The following is a 24,036-nucleotide window of genomic DNA, read 5'->3' as shown; positions in this document are numbered from 1 at the left end:
GAACATGTTCAACTGAACGTGTTCAAGAACCTAGCGCAGGATCCGCGGAGCATGGGCGGGAGCGAGTGCGACGCGCGACGCACGCCGGCCGGCGAGGGCGGGACGGGACGGCGCGGTCGACTCAGAAGAGGCGCGAGTCGACGTCGTCGACACCGCGCATGGCGTCGTAGTCGAGCACCAGGCACGCGATGCCGCGGTCGGTCGCCAGCACGCGCGCCTGCGGCTTGATCTCCTGCGCCGCGAACACGCCGCGCACGGGGGCGAGCAGAGGGTCGCGGTTCAGCAGCTCGAGGTAGCGCGTGAGCTGCTCGACGCCGTCGATGTCGCCACGGCGCTTGATCTCGACGGCCACGGTGCCGCCCAGGGGGTCCTTCGCGAGGATGTCGACCGGGCCGATCGCGGTCGGGTACTCGCGGCGCACGAGCGTGTGCCCGTCGCCGAGCAGCAGGATCTGCGCCGCGAGCAGCTCCTGCAGGTGCGCCTCGACGCCGTCCTTCACGAGCCCGGGATCGACCCCCAGGTCGTGCGCCGAGTCGTGCAGCACCTCGTACAGGTCGATCTCGAGGCGGTCGTCGGACTTCGTGTGCTGCACCGTCCACACGGCGGTGACGCCCGCGGCGCGCGACTCGTCGTCGGGCTCCCCCACGACCATGGTGCAGGGCGGGCTCATCCAGTTGAGCGGCTTGTAGGAGCCGCCGTCGGAGTGCAGCAGCACGCTGCCGTCCGCCTTGACGACGAGCAGGCGGGTCGCCCGGGGCAGGTGGGCGTTGAGCCGACCGCTGTACCGGGCGGCGCACGAGGCCACGACGAGACGCATGGACGACCTTCGGGAGAGGACGGACGGGACGGTCGCGAGGCGCGGGACCGTCAGATCACGGAACCCACATGGGACGGGGTCGCCTCGATCCAGGACGTGAGCCCCGCGTACGCGTCGGGCGCCATCATCAGGTGCACGGTGCGACCGCTCACCCGGCAGGTGACGACGACGACGTCGGCGCCGCTCGGGTGCGTGCCCGGCACGCGCTCCACGACCGCGAGACCGGACCGGTCCCAGCGCATCGACGGCCGCGGCGCGAGCGACCAGCGTCGCCACCAGTAGAGGCGCTGCGACCCGTACTGGGCGATGCCCAGCGACCAGGGCCCCGACGCCGAGCGGCCGACGGCGCACCGGAACGAGCCCACGCGCCGCTCGAGCGTGTGCACGCGCGAGACCCACAGGAGCACGACGGCCAGGAGCAGCGCGGCAGCGCCGATCAGCAGGCCGACGACCACGGGGCTCACCGTCGCAGCGACCTCAGTGCGAGTCGCCGGCGGAGGCCGGTCGGGTGCCGGACGCGGCCGTGTCGACGACGACGGTCACGGTGTCGGAGTCGACGGAGAGGAAGCCGCCGTCCACGTGCCAGCGCAGCGGCTCACCGCCACCGACCGGCTGGACCCGGACCTCGCCGGGACGGAGCACCGACAGGATCGGGGTGTGGCCGGCGAGGATGCCGATCTCACCGTCGGCGGCCGGCGCCGACACCTGACGAGCGGTGCCCGACCAGACCTTGCCGTCGGTCGCGACGAGGTCGACCTCGAGGTCAGCCACGGACCTCCTCCTTCACGTTCGATGCGGTGCGGTGCGCCCTGCGACGCACCGTCGGCGGAGAACCGCCTGCCGCCGCGCCCGGCGATGCCGGGCGCGGCGACGGGGGGTCTCAGACGCCGTACTCCTTCTGGATGCGGGCCCAGTTGCGCTCGAGGTCCTCGAGCCCGCCGATGTTGAAGAACGCCTGCTCGGCGATGTGGTCGAACTCGCCGTCCGCGATCTTCTTGAACGCCTCGACCGTCTCGGACACCGGGACCGTCGAGCCCTCGACACCGGTGAACTTCTCGGCCATGTAGGTGTTCTGCGAGAGGAACTGCTGGATGCGGCGCGCCCGCGCGACGACGGTCTTGTCCTCCTCGGACAGCTCGTCGACACCGAGGATCGCGATGATGTCCTGCAGCTCCTTGTTGCGCTGGAGGATCGACTTCACGCGCGTCGCCACGTCGTAGTGGTCCTGGCCCACGTAGCGCGGGTCGAGGATGCGCGACGTCGACGCCAGCGGGTCCACGGCCGGGTACAGACCGCGCGACGCGATCTCACGCGAGAGCTCGGTCGTCGCGTCGAGGTGCGCGAACGTCGTCGCCGGGGCCGGGTCGGTGTAGTCGTCGGCGGGGACGTAGATCGCCTGGAGCGACGTGATGGAGTGACCACGCGTCGAGGTGATGCGCTCCTGCAGCAGACCCATCTCGTCGGCGAGGTTCGGCTGGTAGCCCACCGCGGACGGCATGCGGCCGAGCAGCGTGGACACCTCGGAACCGGCCTGCGTGAACCGGAAGATGTTGTCGATGAACAGCAGCACGTCCTGCTTGGCGACGTCGCGGAAGTACTCCGCCATCGTCAGCGCCGACAGGGCGACGCGCAGACGCGTGCCCGGCGGCTCGTCCATCTGGCCGAAGACGAGGGCCGTCTTGTCGAAGACGCCCGCCTCCTCCATCTCGACGATGAGGTCGTTGCCCTCACGCGTGCGCTCGCCGACACCGGCGAACACCGACACACCACCGTGGTTCTGGGCGACGCGCTGGATCATCTCCTGGATGAGGACCGTCTTGCCGACGCCCGCACCACCGAAGAGGCCGATCTTCCCGCCCTGGACGTAGGGGGTCAGCAGGTCGATGACCTTGATGCCCGTCTCGAACATCGTGGTCTTCGACTCGAGCTGGTCGAACGCCGGCGCCTTGCGGTGGATCGGCCAGCGCTCGGTGATCTCGATCTTCTCGCCCGGCTCGGCGTTGAGCACCTCGCCGATGACGTTGAAGACCTTGCCCTTGGTGACGTCACCGACGGGCACCGAGATCGGCGCGCCGGTGTCGCGCACCTGAGCGCCACGGACGAGGCCGTCGGTCGGCTTGAGCGCGATGGCGCGGACGAGCGAGTCGCCGAGGTGCTGGGCGACCTCGAGGGTCATCGTGAACGAGCCCTCGCCCTCGCCCTGGGCGGACAGGTCGATGTCGACCTGCAGCGCGTTGTAGAGCTCGGGGATCTGGTCCGCGGGGAACTCGATGTCCACGATCGGACCGATGACGCGGGCGACCCGACCCACGCCGGGCGTGCCGGCGGTGGCGGCCGTCTCGTCGACGGTGGTGGCGGTCATGTCTGGCCTCGCTTCGCTCGTCCGGAGCGGCGCTCCGGCATGGTCTGGGGTCGTGCGGTCGGGGTCAGGAGGCCGACGCGAGCGCGTCGGCGCCCGACACGATCTCGCTGATCTCCTGGGTGATCTCGCCCTGGCGGGCCTGGTTCGCCAGGCGGGTGTACGTGCGGATGAGGTCCTCGGCGTTGTCCGTCGCGGTGTGCATCGCGCGCTGACGGGCCGCGAGCTCCGAGGCCGCCGCCTGCAGCAGGGCCGCGAAGATCCGCGACCGCACGTAGCGCGGCAGCAGCGCGTCCAGCACGACCTCGGGGTTCGGCTCGAAGTCGTACAGCGGCAGCGCGCCCTTGTCGTCGGCGGGCGCGACGCCCTCGACGACCTCGAGCGGCAGCATCCGCACGACGCGCGGACGCTGCGTCACCATGTTGACGAACTGCGTGTAGACGACGTGCACCTCGCCGATGCCACCCTCGTCGGCCGGGGCGCGGAACGCGTCGAGCAGCGTGTCCGCGATCTCCCGGGCGACCTCGGTGGACGGCGCGTCCGAGTGGCCCGACCACTGCCCCACGAGCTCGCGCCCGCGAAACGTGTAGTAGGTCACCGCACGACGACCCGAGACGTAGAGGGCGACCTGCTTGCCCTCCCCCTCGAGCCGCGCGATGAGCCGCTCCGTCTCACGGATGACGCTCGCCGAGTAGGCGCCCGCCATGCCGCGGTCCGACGCGATGAGCAGGACCGCGACGCGCTTCGTGTCCGACCGCTCCACGAGGAACGGGTGGGACACGTTCGAGTGCGTCGCGACCGCCGACACCGCGCGCGTGATCGCCCGCGAGTACGGCGACGCCATGCTCACGCGGTCCCGCGCCTTGCCGATGCGGGACGCAGCGATCAGCTCCTGCGCCCGGAACATCTTCTTGAGCGACTGGGTGGACTTGATCCGCTGCTTGTAGATGCGCTGCGAACCGGCCACGTCAGGCCCTCTTCTGCCGGACGATCTGCTCCTGCTCGACCTCGACGTCCGCCGCCTCGTCCGCCCCGCCGACGAGCGGCGTCCCGTCTCCCTTGAGGAAGCCGTTGCGGAACTCGTCGACGGCGCTCGACAGGGCCGACTCGGTCTCGTCGTCGAGCTTGCCCGTCGACGCGATGGTGGTCAGCACCTCGGTGTTGCGGCGCAGGTGGTCGAGCAGCTCGGACTCGAAGCGGCGCACGTCCTCGACCGGGACGTCGTCGAGCTTGCCCTTGGTGCCGGCCCAGATCGACGCCACCTGGTCCTCGACCGCGAACGGGGAGTACTGGCCCTGCTTGAGCAGCTCCGTCAGGCGCGCACCACGCGCGAGCTGGGCACGCGACGTCGCGTCGAGGTCGGACGCGAACATCGCGAACGCCTCGAGCGAGCGGAACTGCGCCAGGTCGAGCTTGAGCGTGCCGGAGACCGACTTCATCGCCTTGACCTGCGCGGCACCGCCGACGCGGGACACCGAGATGCCGACGTCGACCGCGGGACGCTGGTCGGCGTTGAACAGGTCGGACTGGAGGAAGATCTGGCCGTCCGTGATGGAGATGACGTTCGTCGGGATGTACGCCGAGACGTCGTTCGCCTTGGTCTCGATGATCGGCAGGCCGGTCATCGAGCCGGCGCCCAGCTCGTCCGAGAGCTTCGCGCAACGCTCGAGCAGACGGGAGTGCAGGTAGAAGACGTCACCGGGGTACGCCTCGCGGCCCGGCGGGCGGCGCAGCAGCAGCGACACGGCGCGGTACGCCTCGGCCTGCTTCGACAGGTCGTCGAACACGATGAGGACGTGCTTGCCGCCGTACATCCAGTGCTGGCCGATGGCCGAGCCGGTGTAGGGCGCGAGGTACTTGAAGCCGGCCGGGTCCGACGCGGGGGCCGCGACGATCGTCGTGTACTCCAGGGCGCCGGCCTCCTCGAGGGCGGCGCGGACCGACGCGATGGTCGAGCCCTTCTGGCCGATCGCGACGTAGATGCAGCGGACCTGCTTGGTCTCGTCGCCCGAGTCCCAGTTGGCCTTCTGGTTGATGATCGTGTCGATCGCGATCGCCGTCTTGCCCGTCTGGCGGTCGCCGATGATGAGCTGACGCTGGCCGCGCCCGATCGGGATCATCGAGTCGATGGCCTTGATGCCGGTCTGCAGCGGCTCGTGGACCGACTTGCGGGCCATGACGCCGGGAGCCTGGAGCTCGAGCGCACGGCGACCCTCGGTCGCGATCTCGCCGAGGCCGTCGATCGGCTGGCCGAGCGGGTCGACGACGCGGCCCAGGTAGCCGTCGCCGACGGGCACCGACAGCACCTCGCCGGTCCGGCGGACCTCCTGGCCCTCCTCGATGCCGGTGAACTCGCCGAGCACGACGACACCGATCTCGCGGACGTCGAGGTTGAGCGCGAGGCCCAGCGTGCCGTCCTCGAAGCGCAGCAGCTCGTTCGCCATCGCGCCCGGCAGGCCCTCGACCTGCGCGATGCCGTCGCCGGCGAGCGTGACGCGGCCGACCTCTTCGGACACCGCACCGCTCGGCTCGTACGTCTTCACGAAGCTGTCCAGCGCGGCCCGGATCTCCTCCGGCCGGATCGTCAGCTCAGCCATGGTTCCTTCTCCTCATCGGACGCACGCGGTGCGTGCGGTCTCACAGGTCTGGGGTGCACTCGCGGGGGCGGGCACCGGTCAGCTGGCAAGTCGTCGTCGGGCGTCGGCGAGACGCGCCAGCACGGTCGCGTCCACCACCTGGGGGCCGACCTGCACGCGCAGGCCACCGAGCACGTGGGGGTCGAGCACCACGTTGAGCTGCACCGTCCCCCCGTAGGCACGCTCGAGGATCTGCGCGAGCCGGTCGCGCTGCGCGGGGGTCAGCGGCGTGGCCGTCGAGACCGTCGCGACCTGCCGCTGCCGGCGAGCCGCGATGAGGTCGGACAGGTGACCGAGCGCCGGGACGTACCGACGGCCGCGCGGTGCGGCGGCGAGCCGCTTGGCGAGCGCCGTCGTCACCGGCGACGTCCGCCCGGCCAGGATGTCCTCGACGAGCTTCGCCCGGGCCGCGGCCGGCACGGTCGTGTCGAACAGCGTCCGGCGGACCTCCCGCTGCCCGGCCAGCGCGCGCGAGAAGCGGAACAGCTCCTCCTCGACGCGGGCGAGGGAGCCGTCGACCTCCGCGGTCGCGAGCACCGCGTGGAACGCGAGGTGCTCGGCCGCGTCGGTCAGGTCCTCGTCGGCCGACCAGCGCGAGCGGACGAGCCCCTGGGCCGCCTCGACGACGCGCGGGTCGGCGGACGCGAGCAGCCGCCCGACGAGCCCGGCCTTGGCGTCACCGTCGATCGACGGGTCGGCCAGCGTCCGGCGCAGCGAGCCGGAGGAGTCCAGCGCGTCGACCAGGGCGAACAGCTGCTCGCCGAGCTCCGACGACTGCGCACCGGCGGCACCGAGGACCGGCTCCCACCGCTCCTCCGCCGCCGCCAGCGACGCCCGACTCGTCCCGCGCATCAGTTCCCCTTACCTGCGTCCGCCGTGGTGGCGGTGTTGGCGGCGAGCTCGTCGAGGAACCGGTCGACGACGCGCGACTGGCGCACCTCGTCCTCCAGGGCCTCGCCGACGATCTTCGACGCGAGCTCGGTCGCGAGGGTCCCGACGTCCTGCTTGAGCTGGACGGCGGCCTGCTGACGCTCGGCCTCGATCTGGCGGTGCGCGGTCTCCGTGATGCGCGCGGCCTCCTCGGAGGCCTTGGTGCGCGCCTCGGCGACGATCTGGCTGCCCTCGCCGCGCGCCTCCTCGCGGATGCGGGCGGCCTCGGTGCGGGCCTCCTGGAGCTGCGCCTGGTACTCGTCACGAGCCGCGGCGGCCTCGGCCTGCGCGAGCTCGGCCTTCTCCAGACCGCCCTCGATCTTGGCGGTGCGCTCGTCGAGGATCCGCGTGAACGTCGGGAGCGCGTACTTGTAGAACGCGATCGCGATGATCAGCAGGACGACGGCGGACCAGAAGATGTCGTACGGAGCGGGGATGATCAGGTCGATGCCCTGAACTTCCTCGGTCCCTTCCGCGGCCGTCACGAAGGCCGCGGGGAGCGCGGCGAGGCTCACGGGAAGAGGAAGCCCGTGATGAGGCCGAGGAGGCCGAGGACCTCGACGAAGCCGATACCGATGAACATCGTCGTGCGCAGCTGGCCGGCGACCTCGGGCTGGCGGGCGATGCCCTCGATCGTCTTGCCGATGAGGATGCCCAGACCGATACCGGGGCCGATGACGGCGAGGCCGTAGCCGACGGTCGCGATGTTGCCCGAGACGGCGTCCGCCGCCGCGAGGATGGTGCTGGTGTCCGCAAGAGCCACGGTTGCTCGTTCCTTCCGTTGGGTACCCGGCCGGTCGGCCGGCTACTCGATCGTGGGGTGAGGACCGCGGGGGCCCTCGGGGGTGGGGACGACGGTCAGTGTTCCTCTTCGACCGACAGGCTGATGTAGACGGCCGTCAGGACGACGAAGATGTACGCCTGCAGGGCCGCGACGAACGCCTCGAACAGCGTCATCGCCAGGCCCGCGGTGAAGGTCAGCGCGCCGAACGCCTTCATGGCGGGCGCGGCCTCGAAGATGAAGTACTGCGTGGCCGAGAAGCAGAGCACGAGCATGAGGTGCCCGGCGACCATGTTGGCCATGAGTCGGATCGCCAGCGTGGCGGGCCGGATCACGAAGACCGTGAGGAACTCGATCGGCGTCAGCAGCACGTACATGAACGCCGGGACGCCCGGGGGGAAGAGGCTCGCCTTGAGGAACCCGCCCACGCCGTGCGCCTTGACGCCGGCGCCGAGGTACATGACGTAGACCCACAGCGCCAGCACGACGGGCAGGCCGATGAGCGCCGTCCCGGCGATGTTGATGCCGGGGATGATGCCCGTGATGTTGAACGCGAGGATCGCGAAGAACAGCGTCGTGAGCAGCGGCACGTACTTGCGCGCCCGGTCCTTGCCGAGGATCTCCTCCGCGACGTTGACCCGCACGAAGTCGAGCAGGAGCTCGATCACGTTCTGGAAGCGGCCCGGGACCAGCGTGGCGCGGCGCGCGGCGACGACCATGACGACCACCAGCGCGATCGCCACGAGGAACCGGACGAGCTCGATCCGGTTGATCTCGAAGAGCGTGCCCTCGAACAGGACCGGCGGCGGGAAGAAGTCGGTGATCGACGGCGCATGGAATCCACCGCTCTCGCCCTCGTGCGTGGCGAACGGCGCGATCATCGCGAGGCTGGACAGAGCGAGCTCCTGGTGGTCGTGATGCACCGCGGCCCGCGTCGTCGTGGGCATGCGAGCGGCACCTGGCCGTCATGGATGGCAGGAAGCCTAACCTATGAATCCGCCGCTCCTGCACCGCCGTCCGCCCTCCCGACGGGACCTTCGACCCATCCGGCGGAGCGCGCTCGGGTGGCGCCTCCGGACGGACCGGGACGGCGGGCGACGGCCGCCGTGCGCGGGGCGCGCGGGGAGGCGTGCGGGAGGTGTCAGGCGGACGGCTCGACGTACGGCACGCGGCCGCGCGAGACCGCGCGGTAGTCGAGGTACGCCGACCCGAGGACGCCCGCCGCGAGCACCGCGGCGAGGACCGGCTTGGAGTAGAAGTCCAGGTCGCGGATGAGCGCCAGGACGACGATCACGACGATCACCTTTCCGAGCCACGCGCCCATGACGACGGCCGCCATCTTCTGGGGCGACGAGTGCGACGTGGCGAGCATCGACACGACGGTCGTCCCTGAGAACACGAGCGCGAGCCCGACGCCGATGAGCGCGCCCCAGACCCCGGGCAGACCCGCGACGAGCCAGCCGATGCCGACGCCGAGCACGGTGAGCGCGCCGAGGAGCAGGAGCGTGTCGCGCAGGGCGGTGCGGAACACGGCGTCCGCAGCGGCGCTCGTCGCGCTCGGCTGCGGCGCCGGGGTGGTCGGGGCGGGCTCGGGGACGTCGGGGCGGTCGGCCGGGTCGGTCGTCACGGTGTCTCCAGGGGTGGGGCGGTGGTCCGGTCCCGCAGGGGACCGAGGGTCAGCAGGGTCGCGGCGAGCACACCGACGCCGAACGCGACGAGGACGGCGGTCGTCGACCACACGACGAGCGCCGCGACGCCGAACGCGAAGACGCCCGTCCAGACGTACATGATCGCGACGGAACGCCGGTGCGAGTGGCCGAGCGCGAGCAGGCGGTGGTGCAGGTGCATGCGGTCGGGGTGGAAGGGCGACTTCCCCTGGCCGACGCGCCGCAGCACGGCGAGCGCCATGTCGAGCAGCGGCAGCAGCAGCACCGCGAACGGCAGCAGCATCGGCAGGAACGCGGGGAACTTCTGCCGGTCCAGGACGCTCTCGAGCTCGATCTGGCCGGTGATGACGATCGCGGCGGCGGACATGACGAAGCCGAGCAGCATGGACCCCGAGTCGCCCATGAAGATGCGCGCGGGGTACAGGTTGTGCGGAAGGAAGCCCAGGCAGGCGCCGACGAGCACGGCGAGCACGAGCGTCGCGAGGCTCGCGTAGTCGTCGCGGCGGACGTCCACGACGAGCTGGTACGAGTAGAGGAAGAACGCGGCGCCGCCGATCGCGAGCACGCCCGCGGCGAGGCCGTCGAGCCCGTCGACGAAGTTCACGGCGTTCATCGCGACGACCACGGTGAGGATCGTGAGGACGACCCACGTGCGGTTCGACAGCAGCGTCGTGCCGGCGATGGGCAGCTGGTAGAGGATGACGCCCTGCCAGGTGAGGAACCCGGCGGCGAGCACCTGCCCGATCAGCTTGGTCAGCCAGTCGAGGTCCCAGATGTCGTCGGCGACGCCCAGCGCGACGACGAGCCCCGCTCCCCCGACGATGCCGACGATCGGGTGCAGGTTGTCGTACACCCCCGCGAGGAACGGCATCTGGCTCGCCACGAGCAGGGCGACGAGGATGCCCGCGAACATCGCCATGCCCCCGAGCCGGGGCGTCGGGATCGCGTGGACGTCGCGCGTGCGCACCGCGGTGATCGCCCCCCACCGCAGCGCGCACCAGCGCGCGAGCGGCGTCATGAGGAAGGTGACCGAGGCCGCGACGAAGAGCGCCAGGAGGTAGACCCTCACGGGCCGGGCTCCGCGGGGGGTGCGGGCGGCTCGGCCGCGGCCTTCTCGGCGGGCGGCGCGGGCGGCTCGACGGGTGCGACCTCGCGGAGCTGCTCGAGCGTGAGCGCACCCGCGCGCACGAGGCGCAGGGTCGGGCCGGTCGCGTCGACGATCGTCGAGGCCACCCCACCAGGCGCGTCGCCGCCGTCGAGGTAGACGGCGACCGCGTCGCCGAGCTGGTCGAACGCGTCCTGCGCGGTGACGGCGGCCGGCGAGCCGGTCCGGTTCGCGCTCGACACCGCCATCGGGCCGGTCCTGCGCAGCAGCGCGAGCGCGCTCGGGTGGTCCGGTACGCGCAGCGCGACCGTGCCGTGCGTCTCGCCCAGGTCCCACGCGAGCGACGGCTGCGCGCGGACGATGAGCGTGAGGCCGCCGGGCCAGAACGCCTCGGCGAGGGCGCGCGCCTCCGCGGGGACGCCGGCCGCGAGACCGTCGAGCGTGCGGACGTCGGGCATGAGCACGGGCGGCGGCATCTGCCGGCCGCGGCCCTTCGCGTCGAGCAGGGCCTGCACCGCGGGCGGGGTGAAGGCGTCGGCGCCGATGCCGTAGACGGTGTCCGTCGGCAGCACGACGAGGGCGCCGCGGGAGACCGCGGCGACCGCCTCGTCGATCGCGGGACCCCAGGTGGACGGATCGGACGCCGGCAGGATGCGCTCGCTCACGAGGGGGAGTCTCCCACGTCCGGCTGTCCGTCCAGGACGGGTCCGGCGGAGGTCGCGGGGACGTCCGACGCGCCCGCGTCCGGGCGCCGTCGCGCGACGAGCATGCGGGGCCGGCCGGTGAGGTCCGGACGGCTCGACACGTCGACGAACCCGCCGGTCGCGTGCGCGACGTCGCGCGCCGCGGCGTCCTGCACCTCGGCGTGCTCCATGACGAGCAGCCCGCCCGGCCGCAGCAGGCGCAGCGCCGCCGTGACGACCGCGCGAGGCACGTCGAGGCCGTCGACGCCGCCGCCGTACAGGGCGAGGTCGGGGTCGTGGTCGCGCACCTCGGGGTCGACCGGCTCGGCGTCGGGCGGGATGTAGGGCGGGTTCGAGACGAGGACGTCGACCGTCCCGGCGAGGTCGCCGAGCAGCGCGGGGTCGCGCACGTCGCCGAGCTCGACGCGCACGTCGGCGCCGGCCGCGGTCGCGTTCCGGCGGGTCAGCGCGACGGCCGCGGGCGACGCGTCGACGGCCGCGACGCGGCTGCCGGGCACCTCGGTGGCCACGGCCAGGCCCAGCCCGCCCGCGCCGCAGCACAGGTCGACGACCACGGGCGCCACGCCGGTCGCGACGAGGCGCGCGGCCTCGTCCACCGCGACCTGCGCGACGACCTCCGTCTCGGGCCGCGGCACGAACACGCCGGGCTCGACGTGCAGCGTGAGCCAGCGGAACGTCGTGCTGCCGACGATGTGCTGGAGCGGCTCGCGGCGCCGGCGCCGGTCGACGAGCTCCGCGTACCGCTCGGCGAAGCCGTCGGGCACGGGCGGCGCGAGCACCAGGTCGAGGCGGTCGAGACCGAGCGCGTGCGCGGCGAGCGCGGTCGCGTCGACGCGCGGGGACGCCACCCCGGCCTCCGCGAGCACGCGCGTTGCACCGTCGACGAGCGCGCGCAGCCCCGGAGCGGGCGGTGCGGTCGTCACGACTCCCCCGCGTCGCCGGCCGACGCGAGCCGCGCGGCCTCGTCGGCGTCGATCGCGGACTGCACGACGGCTCCGAGGTCGCCGCCGAGCACGGCGTCGAGGTTGTACGCCTTGTAGCCGGTGCGGTGGTCCGCGACCCGGTTCTCCGGGAAGTTGTAGGTGCGGATCCGCTCGGACCGGTCGACGGTCCGGACCTGCGAGCGGCGGGCCTGCGACGCAGCGGCCGCGGCCTCCTCCTGCCGGGCGGCCAGCAGCCGGGCGCGCAGCACGCGCATCGCCTGCTCGCGGTTCTGCAGCTGCGACTTCTCGTTCTGCATCGACACGACGATGCCGGTCGGCAGGTGCGTGATCCGCACCGCGGAGTCCGTCGTGTTGACCGACTGCCCGCCCGGGCCGGACGAGCGGTAGACGTCGATGCGCAGGTCGTTCGGGTCGATCTCGACCTCGCCCTCGTCCTCCGCCTCCGGCAGCACGAGCACGCCCGCCGCCGAGGTGTGGATGCGGCCCTGCGACTCGGTGACCGGCACGCGCTGTACGCGGTGCACGCCGCCCTCGTACTTCAGGTGCGCCCAGACGCCGTCCTCGGGCGCCACCGCGCCGCGCGCCTTGACGGACAGGTGCACATCCTTGAACCCGCCGAGGTCGGACTCGGTGGACTCGAGCACCTGCGTCTGCCAGCCCATGCGCTCGGCGTACCGCGTGTACATGCGCAGCAGGTCGCCGGCGAACAGCGCGGACTCCTCGCCGCCCTCGCCGGCCTTGATCTCGAGGATGACGTCGCGCGCGTCGTCGGGGTCGCGCGGCACCAGCACGTCGCGCAGGCGGGCCTCGGCGGCGCGGGCGGTCTCCTGCAGCCCGGGCAGCTCGGCGGCGAACGCGTCGTCGACCTCGGCGAGCTCGGCGGCGGCCTCGGCGTCGTCGGCCGCGGACCGCCACGCCCGGTAGGCCTGCGCGACGCGACCGAGCTCGGCGTACCGGCGGCCCAGGCGACGCGCGAGCGCGGCGTCCGCGTGCACGGCCGGGTCGGCGAGCTGCGCCTCGATGTGCGCGTGCTCGTCGAGCAGCGGCTGCGCGGCGGCGTACGCCTCGCTCATGGGTGGCTCCTCCAGCCTCGACCGGTCAGCGGGACCCGGCGGGGGACGTCGGGCGCGCAACGCAGCAGCGCCGGTACCCGGGCGGACACTGCCATGGAGGGCAGTCGTCCGCGGCCGGGCACCGGCGCTGCGGAGGTGCTAGTTGGCCGACTTCTTGCCGTAGCGCGCCTCGAACCGGGCCACGCGGCCACCGGTGTCGAGGATCTTCTGCTTGCCCGTGTAGAACGGGTGGCAGGCGCTGCAGACGTCGGCGTGGATCTTGCCGCTCGTCACGGTCGAGCGCGTGGTGAACGTGTTGCCGCAGGTGCAGGTGACCTCGGTGACCACGTACTCCGGGTGGATGTCAGACTTCACAGGGCTTCTCCTTGTTGGGGTGTCCCCGGGTCCCGGCGCGCTGCGCGCACGGGTGAACCGCAGACCAACAGACGATTGTGCCAGAACGCGGGCGGGCGTCGAAATCTTCCCGTCCGGCCCGCGTGGCCGGACGGGGCGTCGCGGCGGCCGTCAGGTCGCGCGCGCGAGCGTGCCGATCTGCTCGCCGGACTCGTCGTAGACCACCAGCTCGTCCCCCTCGACCTCGCCGGTGGACGCGCCCTTGAGCCAGTCGTCGACGCCCTCGCAGGCCATCTGCGTGACGGCCATGTCGTTGAACGTCACGTCCTGATCCTCCCCCTCGGACCAGGTGCCCGTCATGCGGTTGCACCCGTCGGTCCCCGAGACGGTGCCGTCCTCCTCGATGACGAGCTGCGGCTCGCCCTCGGCGTCCTCACCCCACGTGCCGACCGCGTCGGCGGGCTCCTCACCCGCCGCGCACGCGACGAGTGCCCCCGCCGCCACCACCAGCCCGATCACGCCCGCTGCCGGACGTCCCCACGCGTACCGGTTCATACCGGGCACGCTAGCAGCGGCATCGGCCACGTGCCCGACGGCCCGCCGGGGGCCGATGACCCGATCGGAGCAGCCGCGTCGCCGCAGGTCAACAGGGTTCCACCGGCGCGATCTCACATCGTGGATTTGACCCGGTCGGCGTTCGTGGGACGCGTGCGAAGGGCGGCGGGGCCCGAGGACGATGGGCGGCACGAGCACTCTCACGAGGAGCTGAGCACCAATGACGGTGTGCCTGCACGTCTTCCGCGGCGACCCCGACGGCAAGACCCCTGTCCCCGGTACCTCCACCGTGCGCACGGCGACCTGCGTCCGCTGCGGTCGACGCCGCACCTACCAGCAGCGCTGGCCGGGTCGCGACCGCGTCCCGAACGCCGCGCCCGACGCCTTCACACCGCGGACCTGACCCTCGGACGCCGCGGCCGACCCGTCGCCGCCGTCGCAGTGCCGGCCGGGCGCACGCAGCCTCGTCAGCCCTCCGCGCCCGGCTTGGGCGGGAGCGAGCGCGCGTGGTCGACGCCCGCGTCGACCCACGGGGCGAGGTCGTCGTCGTCCTCGACGGCGGACGGCTCGACGAGCAGCCATCCGGCGGCGTGCCGGCCGTTCATGACGAACGGCTTGGTCCCGGGCTCGGTGAGCAGGCGCGCGGTCTCCTCGGCCGGGACGCGGACCATGACCGCACCCTGGCGTCCGCTCACGCCGACGGCCATGTGGCCGCCGACGAGGAACGCGACCCCGCCGAACATCCGTCGCTCCACGACCGGCACGCGCGCTCCGACGAGCGCGCGCACGCGTCCGGCCAGCACCTCGTCGACCATCGCGCTCCCCTTCCGGCGAGGCGTCCCGTGGACGGGCGGACCGACGACCGGCGCCCTGCTGCCCCGACGGCTCAGTCTGCCGCGCCGAGCACCTCGACGTCCCGTGCCCGGAACACGTCGTGCGGGTCGCGCGGCGGCGGGGTGTCGGGGGCAGCCCCACGCGCCCGACGGTCGTCCGCGCGCTCGCGGCGAGCCCGCGGACGACGACGGCCCCGCCTCCCTCGTCGGGAGTGCGGGGCCGTCGTCAGCGGTGCGGGCGTCAGACCGTGCGGCCGACCTCGCCGTCACCGATCGGACCGCCGGGCGTCGTCTTCTGCACCTGGAGCAGGAACTCGACGTTCGACTTGGTCTCACGCAGCTTGCCGATGAGCAGCTCGATCGCCTGCTGCTGGTCGAGCGCGCCCATCACGCGGCGGAGCTTGTAGATGATCTTCAGCTCGTCCTGCGACATGAGGATCTCCTCGCGGCGCGTGCCCGACGCGTTGACGTCGACCGCCGGGAAGATGCGCTTGTCCGCGAGCGAACGCGAGAGCCGAAGCTCCATGTTCCCGGTGCCCTTGAACTCCTCGAAGATGACCTCGTCCATCTTGGAGCCGGTCTCGACGAGCGCGGACGCGAGGATGGTGAGCGAACCGCCGTTCTCGATGTTGCGGGCGGCGCCGAAGAAGCGCTTCGGCGGGTAGAGCGCGGAGGCGTCCACACCACCGGACAGGATGCGGCCCGACGCCGGCGCGGCCAGGTTGTACGCGCGCGACAGACGGGTCAGCGAGTCGAGCAGCACCACGACGTCCTGGCCGAGCTCGACCAGACGCTTGGCGCGCTCGATCGCGAGCTCCGCGACGATCGTGTGGTCCGAGGCGGGGCGGTCGAAGGTCGAGGCGATGACCTCGCCCTTGACCGTCCGCTCCATGTCCGTGACCTCCTCGGGGCGCTCGTCGACGAGCACGACCATGAGGTGGACCTCGGGGTTGTTCGCGGTGATCGCGTTCGCGATCTGCTGCATGACGATCGTCTTGCCCGCCTTGGGCGGCGCGACGATGAGGCCGCGCTGACCCTTGCCGATGGGCGCGACGATGTCGATCACGCGGGGCGTCAGGCGCGTCGGCTCCGTCTCGAGCCGCAGGCGCTCCTGCGGGTAGAGCGGCGTGAGCTTGGTGAACTCGGCCCGGTTGCGCGCCTCCTCGGGCGCCATGCCGTTGACCGTGTCGAGCCGCACGAGCGCGTTGAACTTGCTCGGCCGGTTGCCCTGCGGCGGCTGCTCGCCCTCGCGGGGCTGGCGGACGGCACCCGTGATGGCGTCACCGCGGCGCAGGCCGGACTTCTTCACCTGGTTGAGCGACACGTACACGTCGTTCGCGCCGGGGAGGTAGCCCGACGTGCGGACGAACGCGTACGAGTCGAGCACGTCGAGGATGCCCGCGACGGGCAGCAGGACGTCGTCCTCGGTGACCTCGATGTCGTCGAGGCCCGACACGTCCGGCTGGCCGCCACGACCGCGGCGGCCCTTGCGGTCCCGGTCGCGGTACCGGTCGCGCGAGCGACGGCGGCGACCGCCGCGCTCGTCGTCGTCCGGCCCGAACTGGTCCCGGTTCTGGTTCTGGTTGCCCTGGCGGTTGCCGCCCTGCTGGCCCTGACCCTGCTGGCCCTGGCCCTGCGGCGCCTGCTGCTGGCCGCCCTGCTGACGGTTCTCGTCCTCGCGGCGCTGGTCCTCCGGCGCACCCTGGCCCCGGCCGGAGCGGCGCGAGCGGCGCTCGCCCTGCACGGCGTCCGACGCACGCGCGGCGCGGTCGTCCCGGGACTCGGCGGGCGCGAGCCGTGCGTCGAGCGCGGCCTCGAGCCCGGCGAGCGCGTCCTGGCGCGGGCGCTCCTGCTGCTCGCGGTCGCCGCGCGGCTCGCGCTCGGTGCGGGGCTCCCGCTCGGCGCGCGGTGCACGCTCGGTGCGCGGCTGCTCGCCGCCCTGCTCGCGGGGCTGCTCACGCTCGGCAGCGGGTGCCGCGGCGGACTCGTCCTGCGCGGCGGCCTGCGGCGCGCGGCGGCGGCGCTCGCGGGCGGGCGGGGCGTCGGCCACGGCGACCGACTCGCTGCGACGCGGCTCGTCGAGCGCGCGGGACCGGTTGCCCCCGCGGGCGGCGTTGATCGCGTCGACCAGGTCGCCCTTGCGCATCTTCGAGGTGCCCTTGACGCCCAGCTCGGACGCGAGCGCCTGCAGCTCGGGCAGGCGCATCGCGGTGATCGAGCCGGCGCGGGCGGACCCGCCGGAAGTCGTCACGGCGGGATCGATGGTGTCTGTCACGAAGGACCCTTCCCCTCGTCGGTGGTCCACCCCACGGGGACGGGGTGCGACCGGGCCCCGGTCAGACGACCGGGACGGTGATGGAGCGGCACGGCGCGTACGACGACGTCTGCGACATCTGCGCGCGTGGGCTGGAGCGCTCCCGGGGGGTCGACTCGAGGGAATCGCCCGGGCGATGAACGGCGCGGGCGGCCCGGAGGACGAGGTCCGGGGAACGCGTCGATGTTATCACTGTCGGTCCGGCCCGGAGTGCGCCTCAGCGCTGGTGTCGCGGTTCACCCGATCGGGCGGCTCGACGGCACACGCTCGGCGCGGGCGCCCTCGGTGTCGACCGCGAGCGGGAGGATCCGCCACCCGCCCATGACACCGCCGAACGCGGCGGCAAGGGCGTCGTCGGCGTCCGTGCTCACCCTCTCAACACCGTCGGGGCCCGTCGTCTTCCCCGTGCGGCGCGCGAGTGCCAGGACCGTGGGCCCGGCACCGGAGACGACCGCGGCGACGCCGGCGGCCCGCAGGACGTCGACCAGCGCGAGCGAGTCGCGCATGACGGCACGCCGCTGCTGCTGGTGCAGACGGTCCTCGGTCGCCGGGAGCAGCAGGTCGGGTCGGCGTCCGAGCGCCTCGACCAGCAGCGCCGCGCGGCCGGCCTGGAACGCGGCGTCGGCGTGCGGCACCGTCGCGGGCAGGACGCCGCGGGCGGCCTTGGTCGACAGGTGGGTGCCGGGGACGACGGCCACCGGCACGACGTCGTCGTGCACCGCGATCCGCGCCGCCTGCACGGCCCCCGTCCCGGTGTCGCTCCACGCGACGGTCGCGCCGCCGAGCAGCGCGGGCGCCGCGTTGTCCGGGTGGCCCTCCATCGCCGAGGCGAGCGCGAGCGCCGTGCCGTCGTCGAGTGCGTCGGGGTCCGCGACGAGCGCGCGCGCCGCGACGATCCCGGCGACGACGGCCGCGGCGGACGACCCGAGACCCCGTCCGTGCGGGATCGCGTTCCGGCACGTCAGGTGGAGGCCGGTCTGCGGGGCGCCGACGTGGTCGAGCGCGGTGCGCAGCGCCTGCACGACGAGGTGCCGCTCGTCGTCGGGGACCTGCCCCGCCCCCTCGCCGGTCACCTCCACCGTGACGCCGGACGTGCCGAGCGCCCGGACCTCGAGCTCGTCGTGCAGCGTGAGCGCGACGCCCAGGGCGTCGAAACCCGGGCCGAGGTTGGCGCTCGTCGCGGGCACGCGGACGCGGACGTGGTCCGCCCCCAGGCGCATCGCGGCCTCAGTCCAGGCCGAGCGCGGCGGCGATCGACACCACGTCCGCGGAGACGCGCACGGGCTCGACGTCGTGGCCCTCGGGGGTCTTGAGCGCCCACTGCGGGTCCTTGAGCCCGTGGCCCGTCACCGTGATCGCGATGCGGGCGCCCGCGGGGACGCGGCCCTGCTCGGCGAGCATGAGCAGCCCCGCGACGCCGGCGGCCGACGCGGGCTCGACGAACACGCCGACCTCGGCCGACAGGACGCGGTGCGCCGCGAGGATCTGCTGGTCCGTGACGGACTCGATGAGCCCGCCCGACACGTCGCGCGCCTCCTCCGCATGCTGCCACGACGCGGGGTTGCCGATCCGGATCGCGGTCGCGATGGTCTCGGGCTGGTCGATCGGGAAGCCCTTGACGATCGGCGCGGCGCCGGCGGCCTGGAAGCCCCACATGACGGGCGTGCGCGTCGCGACCGCGCCGTGCTTCTCCCCCGCGTCGAGGCCCGCGTACTCGCGGTAGCCCTTCCAGTACGCGGTGATGTTGCCCGCGTTGCCGACGGGCAGCACGTGGATGTCGGGGGCGTCGCCGAGCGCGTCGACGATCTCGAACGCGCCCGTCTTCTGGCCCTCGATGCGGTCCGGGTTGACGGAGTTCACCAGGTCGACCGGGTACGCCTCGGCGAGCTTGCGGGCCGCGACGAGGCAGTCGTCGAAGTTGCCGTCGACCTGCAGCAGCCGCGCGCCGTGCGCGATCGCCTGCGACAGCTTGCCCATCGCGATCTTGCCGTCCGGCACGAGCACCGCGCAGACCATGCCCGCGCGCGTCGCGTACGCCGCGGCCGACGCGGACGTGTTGCCCGTCGACGCGCACACGACCGCCTTGGCCCCGCGGGCCGCCGACGCCGAGATCGCGGTCGTCATACCGCGGTCCTTGAACGAGCCCGTCGGGTTCATGCCCTCGAACTTCACGTACACGTCCGCGCCCGAGCGCTCCGACAGCGCCGGCGCCGGGATCAGCGGCGTGCCGCCCTCCCCCAGCGTGACGACCTTCTCCTGGACGTGCGCGGGCAGGCGGTCGGCGTACTCGGCGATCACGCCGCGCCACTGGTGGGCCATCAGGCTCCTTCGACTCGCAGGACGGACACGATGCTGCGGACCACGTCGAGGCCGGCGACGGCGTCGACGGTGGCCTGCAGGGCAGCGTCGGGGGCGGTGTGCGTCGTGATGACGAGGTGCGCGACCGCGCTGGTCGGGTCGCCGTCGCGCGCGGGCGTCTGGCGGACCGCCTCGATCGACACGTCGTGGGCCGCGAGCACCGCGGCGACCGTCGCCAGCACGCCGGGCCGGTCGGCGACCTCGAGCCGCACCTGGTAGCGCGTGCGCGCCACGGCCGCGGGCAGCACCGGGAACGCCGCGTACGACGACTCCACCGGGCCCTTGCCGCCGAGCACGCGGTGCCGCGCGACCGAGACGACGTCGCCCAGGACCGCCGACGCGGTGGGCACACCGCCCGCGCCGCGGCCGTAGAACATGAGCTCGCCCGCGGCCTCGGCCTCGACGAACACCGCGTTGAACGCGCCCCGCACGCCCGCGAGCGGGTGGTCCGCCGGGAGCAGCGCCGGGTGGACGCGGACCTGGACGCCCGCCGTGCCGTCGGCGGTCTCGCCGCGCTCGGCGATCGCGAGCAGCTTGATGACGTGGCCGGTGCGCGTCGCCCACTCGACGTCCTGCGCCGTGACCGCGGTGATGCCCTCGCGGTGCACGTCGTCGAGCGCGACCCGCGTGTGGAACGCGAGCGACGCGAGGATCGCGGCCTTGGCGGCGGCGTCGTAGCCCTCGACGTCGGCCGTCGGGTCGGCCTCCGCGTAGCCGAGCGCCTGCGCCTCCTTGACCGCCTGGTCGAGGTCGAGACCCTCGGTCGTCATGCGGTCGAGCACGTAGTTGGTCGTGCCGTTGACGATGCCGAGCACGCGGCGCACGTGGTCGCCCGCGAGCGACTCGCGCACCGGGCGCACGATCGGGATCGCGCCAGCGACGGCGGCCTCGAAGTACAGGTCGGTGCCCGCGGCGTCGACGGCCGCGTAGAGCGTCGGGCCGTCCTGCGCGAGCAGCGCCTTGTTGGCGGTGACCACGGACGCGCCGTGCTCGATCGCGTGCAGCAGCAGGCTCCGCGCGGGCTCGATGCCGCCCATGACCTCGACGACGACGTCGGCCTTCTCGACGAGCGACGTGCCGTCCGCGGTGAGCAGCGTGCGGTCGACCACCGGGTCGCGCTCCGCGTCGACGTCCCGCACCGCGACGCCGACGAGCTCGAGCCGGGCGCCGACGCGCGCGGCCAGGTCGTCGGCCTGCGTCGTGAGGAGCCGGACGACCTCCGTGCCGACGACGCCGCAGCCGAGGACGGCGACGCGCAGGGACGGGCGGGGGTCGGGCGGCAGGACCACGGGGACGGCCTCTCGGTCGGTGGGTGTCACCCCGCGCCGCGTCCGCGGGCCGTGACCGGCACCGGGGTCGGGCGGTGACGCGGCCCAGGATAGAGCCGGGCGCGCACCCGACGGGACGCCGTCCAGCGGCCGACCTGCGGGCTGTCGGCGGAGCGCGGGTCAGGCGTCGGTGTCGAGGGCCAGGAGGTCGGCGACCGTCTCGCGGCGGACGAGGACGCGCGACGCGCCGTCCGACACCGCGACCACCGGCGGGCGGGTCAGCAGGTTGTAGTTCGACGCCATCGAGCGCCCGTAGGCCCCCGTCGCCGCGACCGCGAGCAGGTCGCCTGCGCGCACGTCGCCCGGCAGCAGCACCTCGTGCACGACGATGTCGCCGCTCTCGCAGTGCTTCCCGACGACCCGCGCCAGCACGCGGTCCGCCGTCGAGAGCCGCCCGACGACCTCCGCGTGGTACCGCGCGCCGTAGAGCGCGGGCCGGATGTTGTCGCTCATGCCGCCGTCGACGGACACGTACAGCCGGTTCAGCGCGTCGTCGACACGGACGGGCTTGACCGTCCCGACCGTGTAGAGCGTCAGGCCGGCCGGCCCGACGATCGCGCGGCCCGGCTCGATCGAGAAGCGCGGCACGTCCGTGCCGACCTCGGCCGCGCTGTCGGCGACCGACGCGGCGATCTCCTTGGCGATGCGGTCGGGGTCGAGCGCGACCTCGCCCGGCAGGTACGCGATGCCGTACCCGCCCCCGAGGTCGACCTCCTCGACGAGCACGCCCGTGCGCCGTGCGAGCCGCGCGCGCAGCGCGAGGACCGACCGCGCGGCGACCGCGAACCCCGACGGGTCGAGGATCTGCGAGCCGATGTGCGAGTGGATGCCGAGCAGCCGCAGCTCCGGGCGGGCCAGCACCGCGAGCAGCGCGGACATCGCCGGGCTGTCGTCGTCCTCGTCGGCGACGGTGTCCGCGGTCCCCTGCGTCGGGGCGAGCGACAGGCCGAACTTCTGGTCCTCGTGCGCGGTCGAGATGTACTCGTGGCCGCCCGCGTGCACGCCCGTCGTGACGCGCACCATCACCGGCGCCGGTGCACCACCACGGGACGCGACCAGGTCCGCGAGCCGCTCGATCTCGACGAGCGAGTCGACGATGATCCGGCCCACGCCCGCGTCGAGCGCCATCGCGAGCTCGCCGTCCGACTTGTTGTTGCCGTGCAGCCCGATGTCCGCGCCCGGGACGCCCGCGCGCAGCGCGACCGCGATCTCGCCGCCCGACGCGGTGTCGACCCGCAGCCCCTCCTCGTGCACCCACCGGGCCACCGCGACGGACAGGAACGCCTTGCCGGCGTAGTACACGTCGACCTCGGCGCCGACCTGCGCGAACGCCTCGGCGAACGCCCGCCGGTACGTCCGAGCACGCGTGCGCAGGTCCTGCTCGTCGACGACGTAGGCCGGGGTCCCGTGCTGCACCGCGAGATCCCGCACGTCGACGCCCGCCACGCGCACCGCACCGTCGTCGCCGCGCGCGACACCCGTCGACCAGGGCTCTCCCGGGACGACCGTCGCGGCGTCGTGCAGGTGCGCGGACGGCTGCGGTGCCTCGCCGGTCACATGCGCTCCGGCGCGCTCACGCCGAGGAGGCCCAGCCCGTTGGCGAGGACCTGACGCGTCGCGTCGTTGAGCCACAGGCGCGTGCGGTGGACGTCCGAGACCTCCTCGTCGCCCCAGGGCGTGACCCGGCGCTGGTCGTACCACTTGTGGTACGCCCCGGCGAGCTCCTCGAGGTACCGCGCGACGCGGTGCGGCTCACGCAGGTCCGCAGCCTGGTTGACCACGCGCGGCAGCTCCGCGAGCTGGCCCAGCAGCACGGCCTCCGACTCGTGGTCGAGCAGCGACGCGTCGAAGCCGTCCTCCTTGCGCACGCCCGCGTCGGCGGCGTTGCGGCCGACGTTCACCGTGCGCGCGTGCGCGTACTGCACGTAGTAGACGGGGTTCTCGTTCTTCGCCGACGCGAGCAGGTCGAGGTCGAGATCGATCGTCGAGTCCGCCGACGAGCGCGCGAGCGAGTACCGCGCCGCGTCCACGCCGACCACGTCGACGAGGTCCTCGATCGTCAGGACGGTGCCCGCGCGCTTCGCCATGCGGACCGGCTTGCCGTCCTTCACCAGGTTGACGAGCTGCCCGATGAGGATCTCGAGGTTGACGTGCGGCGTGTCGCCGAACGCCGCGCACACCGCCATCATGCGGCCGATGTACCCGTGGTGGTCGGCGCCGAGCATGATGATGACGCGGTCGAACCCGCGCTCGCGCTTGTCGAGGTAGTACGCGATGTCGCCCGAGATGTAGGCGCCCTCGCCGTCGGACTTGATGACGACGCGGTCCTTGTCGTCGCCGAAGTCGGTCGTGCGCAGCCAGACGGCGCCGTCCTGCTCGAAGACGTGCCCGCCCTGGCGGAGCCGCTCGACGGCCCGCTCGACGGCACCCGACTCGTGCAGCGTGTCCTCGTGGAAGTACACGTCGAAGTCGACGCCGAAGTCGTGCAGCGACTGCTTGATCTCGGCGAACATCAGGTCGACGCCCCGTGCCCGGAACGCCTCGGTCGCGTCCTCGCGCGGCAGCGTGCGGGGGTCGGGCTCGCCCGCGGCGAGCGCGTCCGCGACGACCTGCTCGGCGATGTCGGTGATGTACGAGCCGCCGTAGCCGTCCTCGGGGGCAGGCTCACCCAGGGCGCGGGCGACGAGCGAGCGCGCGAACCGGTCGATCTGCGCGCCGTGGTCGTTGAAGTAGTACTCGCGGGTCACGTCCGCACCCGCGGCCTCGAGCACGCGCGCGAGGCTGTCGCCGACGGCCGCCCACCGCACGCCGCCGATGTGGAGCGGACCCGTCGGGTTCGCCGACACGAACTCGAGGTTGAGGCGAACGCCCGCGAGCGCCTCGCCGCGCCCGTACTCGACGCCCTGCTCGACGATCGACCGTGCGAGCTCGCCCGCGGCGGCCGCGTCGAGACGGATGTTGAGGAAGCCCGGACCGGCGACCTCGACCGACGCGACGCCGGGCGTCTCGCCGAGGCGGCGCGCCAGCTCCTCGGCGAACGCGCGCGGGTTCGTGCCGGCCTTCTTCGCGAGCTGCATCGCGACGTTCGTCGCCCAGTCGCCGTGCTCGCGCTGCCGCGGTCGCTCCAGGTGCACGGTCGCGGGGATCGCGGCCGGGTCGAGGGCGAACGTGCCGTCGTCGACGGCGTGCACGAGAGCGGCCCGGAGGGCCTCGGAGAGCTGGGCGGGAGTCACCCGTCAAGGGTAGGGGAACGCCGCCCGGAGCCGGACGCGCGTCCGCCGCTCGCACCGGCCCGGAGG

At 73.3% G+C, this 24,036-nt stretch carries 25 protein-coding genes; 1 reads left to right on the top strand and 24 read right to left on the bottom strand.

Going from position 1 to position 24,036, the window contains the following annotated elements:
- Positions 1–121 precede the first annotated feature (121 nt).
- The 17 genes from nucS to OMK64_RS13905 all read right to left on the bottom strand — a co-directional run bounded on the left by nucS (position 122) and on the right by OMK64_RS13905 (position 13,904).
- Entirely contained in the window at positions 122–817 is a 696-nt protein-coding gene (nucS, locus tag OMK64_RS13985) for an endonuclease NucS (RefSeq protein ID WP_272728986.1), read from the bottom strand.
- 50 nt (positions 818–867) lie between these two features.
- Positions 868–1,281, bottom strand: coding sequence for a DUF2550 domain-containing protein (locus OMK64_RS13980; protein WP_272728985.1), 414 nt, complete (start codon positions 1,279–1,281; stop codon positions 868–870).
- Between the two features lie 13 nt (positions 1,282–1,294).
- Positions 1,295–1,588, bottom strand: coding sequence for a F0F1 ATP synthase subunit epsilon (locus tag OMK64_RS13975; protein WP_272728984.1), 294 nt, complete (start codon positions 1,586–1,588; stop codon positions 1,295–1,297).
- A gap of 109 nt (positions 1,589–1,697) precedes the next feature.
- Positions 1,698–3,179 (bottom strand): F0F1 ATP synthase subunit beta, encoded by a 1,482-nt coding sequence (atpD, locus tag OMK64_RS13970; RefSeq protein WP_272728983.1) that lies wholly within the window; start codon positions 3,177–3,179, stop codon positions 1,698–1,700.
- A 64-nt stretch (positions 3,180–3,243) separates the two neighbouring features.
- Positions 3,244–4,143, bottom strand: a complete 900-nt coding sequence (locus OMK64_RS13965; RefSeq protein WP_272728982.1) for a F0F1 ATP synthase subunit gamma — start codon at positions 4,141–4,143, stop codon at positions 3,244–3,246.
- Position 4,144: 1 nt separating this feature from the next.
- Positions 4,145–5,773 carry a F0F1 ATP synthase subunit alpha gene (atpA, locus tag OMK64_RS13960; protein ID WP_272728981.1) on the bottom strand — a complete coding sequence of 543 codons (1,629 nt, stop codon included), beginning with the start codon at positions 5,771–5,773 and terminating at the stop codon, positions 4,145–4,147.
- 78 nt (positions 5,774–5,851) lie between these two features.
- On the bottom strand, positions 5,852–6,664 hold the full coding sequence (locus OMK64_RS13955; RefSeq protein WP_272728980.1) for a F0F1 ATP synthase subunit delta: 813 nt from the start codon (positions 6,662–6,664) through the stop codon (positions 5,852–5,854).
- Positions 6,664–7,257, bottom strand: coding sequence for a F0F1 ATP synthase subunit B (locus tag OMK64_RS13950; protein WP_272728979.1), 594 nt, complete (start codon positions 7,255–7,257; stop codon positions 6,664–6,666). The genes OMK64_RS13955 and OMK64_RS13950 overlap by 1 nt, the downstream gene beginning before the upstream one ends.
- A complete protein-coding gene (gene atpE / locus OMK64_RS13945) occupies positions 7,254–7,505 on the bottom strand; it encodes an ATP synthase F0 subunit C (protein WP_013771954.1) in 252 nt (83 codons plus the stop codon). Before atpE ends, OMK64_RS13950 begins: the two co-directional genes overlap by 4 nt.
- A gap of 95 nt (positions 7,506–7,600) precedes the next feature.
- On the bottom strand, positions 7,601–8,404 hold the full coding sequence (gene atpB / locus OMK64_RS13940; RefSeq protein ID WP_272728992.1) for a F0F1 ATP synthase subunit A: 804 nt from the start codon (positions 8,402–8,404) through the stop codon (positions 7,601–7,603).
- Between the two features lie 260 nt (positions 8,405–8,664).
- Complete coding sequence (locus OMK64_RS13935) at positions 8,665–9,150, bottom strand: Cg1360 family ATP-synthase-associated protein (RefSeq protein ID WP_272728978.1); 486 nt, start codon at positions 9,148–9,150, stop codon at positions 8,665–8,667.
- Positions 9,147–10,259 carry an MraY family glycosyltransferase gene (locus tag OMK64_RS13930; protein ID WP_272728977.1) on the bottom strand — a complete coding sequence of 371 codons (1,113 nt, stop codon included), beginning with the start codon at positions 10,257–10,259 and terminating at the stop codon, positions 9,147–9,149. Before OMK64_RS13930 ends, OMK64_RS13935 begins: the two co-directional genes overlap by 4 nt.
- Positions 10,256–10,960 carry an L-threonylcarbamoyladenylate synthase gene (locus tag OMK64_RS13925; protein WP_272728976.1) on the bottom strand — a complete coding sequence of 235 codons (705 nt, stop codon included), beginning with the start codon at positions 10,958–10,960 and terminating at the stop codon, positions 10,256–10,258. Before OMK64_RS13925 ends, OMK64_RS13930 begins: the two co-directional genes overlap by 4 nt.
- Entirely contained in the window at positions 10,957–11,922 is a 966-nt protein-coding gene (gene prmC, locus OMK64_RS13920) for a peptide chain release factor N(5)-glutamine methyltransferase (RefSeq protein WP_272728975.1), read from the bottom strand. The genes OMK64_RS13925 and prmC overlap by 4 nt, the downstream gene beginning before the upstream one ends.
- Entirely contained in the window at positions 11,919–13,016 is a 1,098-nt protein-coding gene (gene prfA / locus OMK64_RS13915; RefSeq protein WP_272728974.1) for a peptide chain release factor 1, read from the bottom strand. Before prfA ends, prmC begins: the two co-directional genes overlap by 4 nt.
- A 138-nt stretch (positions 13,017–13,154) precedes the next feature.
- A complete protein-coding gene (gene rpmE / locus OMK64_RS13910) occupies positions 13,155–13,370 on the bottom strand; it encodes a 50S ribosomal protein L31 (RefSeq protein ID WP_124342288.1) in 216 nt (71 codons plus the stop codon).
- Between the two features lie 150 nt (positions 13,371–13,520).
- Positions 13,521–13,904 (bottom strand): META domain-containing protein, encoded by a 384-nt coding sequence (locus OMK64_RS13905; RefSeq protein WP_272728973.1) that lies wholly within the window; start codon positions 13,902–13,904, stop codon positions 13,521–13,523.
- 220 nt (positions 13,905–14,124) lie between these two features.
- Between OMK64_RS13905 and OMK64_RS13900 the strand changes: the two genes are divergently transcribed.
- The gene (locus tag OMK64_RS13900) at positions 14,125–14,307 is read left to right on the top strand and encodes a hypothetical protein (protein WP_272728972.1); all 183 of its coding nucleotides are present in this window, start codon (positions 14,125–14,127) and stop codon (positions 14,305–14,307) included.
- 64 nt (positions 14,308–14,371) lie between these two features.
- Here OMK64_RS13900 and OMK64_RS13895 read toward each other — a convergent pair whose 3' ends face one another.
- From OMK64_RS13895 to argS, 7 genes are all read right to left on the bottom strand, one after another.
- The gene (locus OMK64_RS13895; protein WP_272728971.1) at positions 14,372–14,719 is read right to left on the bottom strand and encodes a TfoX/Sxy family protein; all 348 of its coding nucleotides are present in this window, start codon (positions 14,717–14,719) and stop codon (positions 14,372–14,374) included.
- Positions 14,720–14,978: 259 nt separating this feature from the next.
- On the bottom strand, positions 14,979–17,012 hold the full coding sequence (gene rho, locus OMK64_RS13890; RefSeq protein WP_272728970.1) for a transcription termination factor Rho: 2,034 nt from the start codon (positions 17,010–17,012) through the stop codon (positions 14,979–14,981).
- A gap of 275 nt (positions 17,013–17,287) precedes the next feature.
- The gene (thrB, locus tag OMK64_RS13885) at positions 17,288–18,271 is read right to left on the bottom strand and encodes a homoserine kinase (protein ID WP_272728969.1); all 984 of its coding nucleotides are present in this window, start codon (positions 18,269–18,271) and stop codon (positions 17,288–17,290) included.
- A 7-nt stretch (positions 18,272–18,278) separates the two neighbouring features.
- Positions 18,279–19,370: a threonine synthase gene (gene thrC, locus OMK64_RS13880; RefSeq protein ID WP_272728968.1), complete on the bottom strand. Its 1,092-nt coding sequence runs from the start codon at positions 19,368–19,370 to the stop codon at positions 18,279–18,281.
- Entirely contained in the window at positions 19,370–20,728 is a 1,359-nt protein-coding gene (locus OMK64_RS13875; RefSeq protein ID WP_272728967.1) for a homoserine dehydrogenase, read from the bottom strand. The genes thrC and OMK64_RS13875 overlap by 1 nt, the downstream gene beginning before the upstream one ends.
- A gap of 129 nt (positions 20,729–20,857) precedes the next feature.
- Positions 20,858–22,294 carry a diaminopimelate decarboxylase gene (gene lysA / locus OMK64_RS13870; protein WP_272728966.1) on the bottom strand — a complete coding sequence of 479 codons (1,437 nt, stop codon included), beginning with the start codon at positions 22,292–22,294 and terminating at the stop codon, positions 20,858–20,860.
- On the bottom strand, positions 22,291–23,970 hold the full coding sequence (gene argS, locus OMK64_RS13865) for an arginine--tRNA ligase (protein ID WP_272728965.1): 1,680 nt from the start codon (positions 23,968–23,970) through the stop codon (positions 22,291–22,293). The genes lysA and argS overlap by 4 nt, the downstream gene beginning before the upstream one ends.
- Positions 23,971–24,036: the final 66 nt, after the last annotated feature.

Origin of the sequence: Cellulomonas fimi, from assembly GCF_028527925.1 — a bacterium.
Classification (GTDB): domain Bacteria; phylum Actinomycetota; class Actinomycetes; order Actinomycetales; family Cellulomonadaceae; genus Cellulomonas; species Cellulomonas fimi_C.
This window is presented reverse-complemented; position numbering and strand designations above follow the sequence as displayed.

What these genes read in the sequence shown, in the direction of transcription:
- nucS (WP_272728986.1), bottom strand. Translation starts at nt 817, where the DNA reads ATGCGTCTCGTCGTGGCCTCGTGCGCCGCCCGGTACAGCGGTCGGCTC.
- atpD (WP_272728983.1), bottom strand. Translation starts at nt 3,179, where the DNA reads ATGACCGCCACCACCGTCGACGAGACGGCCGCCACCGCCGGCACGCCC.
- atpA (WP_272728981.1), bottom strand. Translation starts at nt 5,773, where the DNA reads ATGGCTGAGCTGACGATCCGGCCGGAGGAGATCCGGGCCGCGCTGGAC.
- OMK64_RS13955 (WP_272728980.1), bottom strand. Translation starts at nt 6,664, where the DNA reads ATGCGCGGGACGAGTCGGGCGTCGCTGGCGGCGGCGGAGGAGCGGTGG.
- atpB (WP_272728992.1), bottom strand. Translation starts at nt 8,404, where the DNA reads ATGATCGCGCCGTTCGCCACGCACGAGGGCGAGAGCGGTGGATTCCAT.
- prfA (WP_272728974.1), bottom strand. Translation starts at nt 13,016, where the DNA reads ATGAGCGAGGCGTACGCCGCCGCGCAGCCGCTGCTCGACGAGCACGCG.
- OMK64_RS13905 (WP_272728973.1), bottom strand. Translation starts at nt 13,904, where the DNA reads ATGAACCGGTACGCGTGGGGACGTCCGGCAGCGGGCGTGATCGGGCTG.
- OMK64_RS13900 (WP_272728972.1), top strand. Translation starts at nt 14,125, where the DNA reads ATGACGGTGTGCCTGCACGTCTTCCGCGGCGACCCCGACGGCAAGACC.
- OMK64_RS13895 (WP_272728971.1), bottom strand. Translation starts at nt 14,719, where the DNA reads ATGGTCGACGAGGTGCTGGCCGGACGCGTGCGCGCGCTCGTCGGAGCG.
- thrB (WP_272728969.1), bottom strand. Translation starts at nt 18,271, where the DNA reads ATGCGCCTGGGGGCGGACCACGTCCGCGTCCGCGTGCCCGCGACGAGC.
- thrC (WP_272728968.1), bottom strand. Translation starts at nt 19,370, where the DNA reads ATGGCCCACCAGTGGCGCGGCGTGATCGCCGAGTACGCCGACCGCCTG.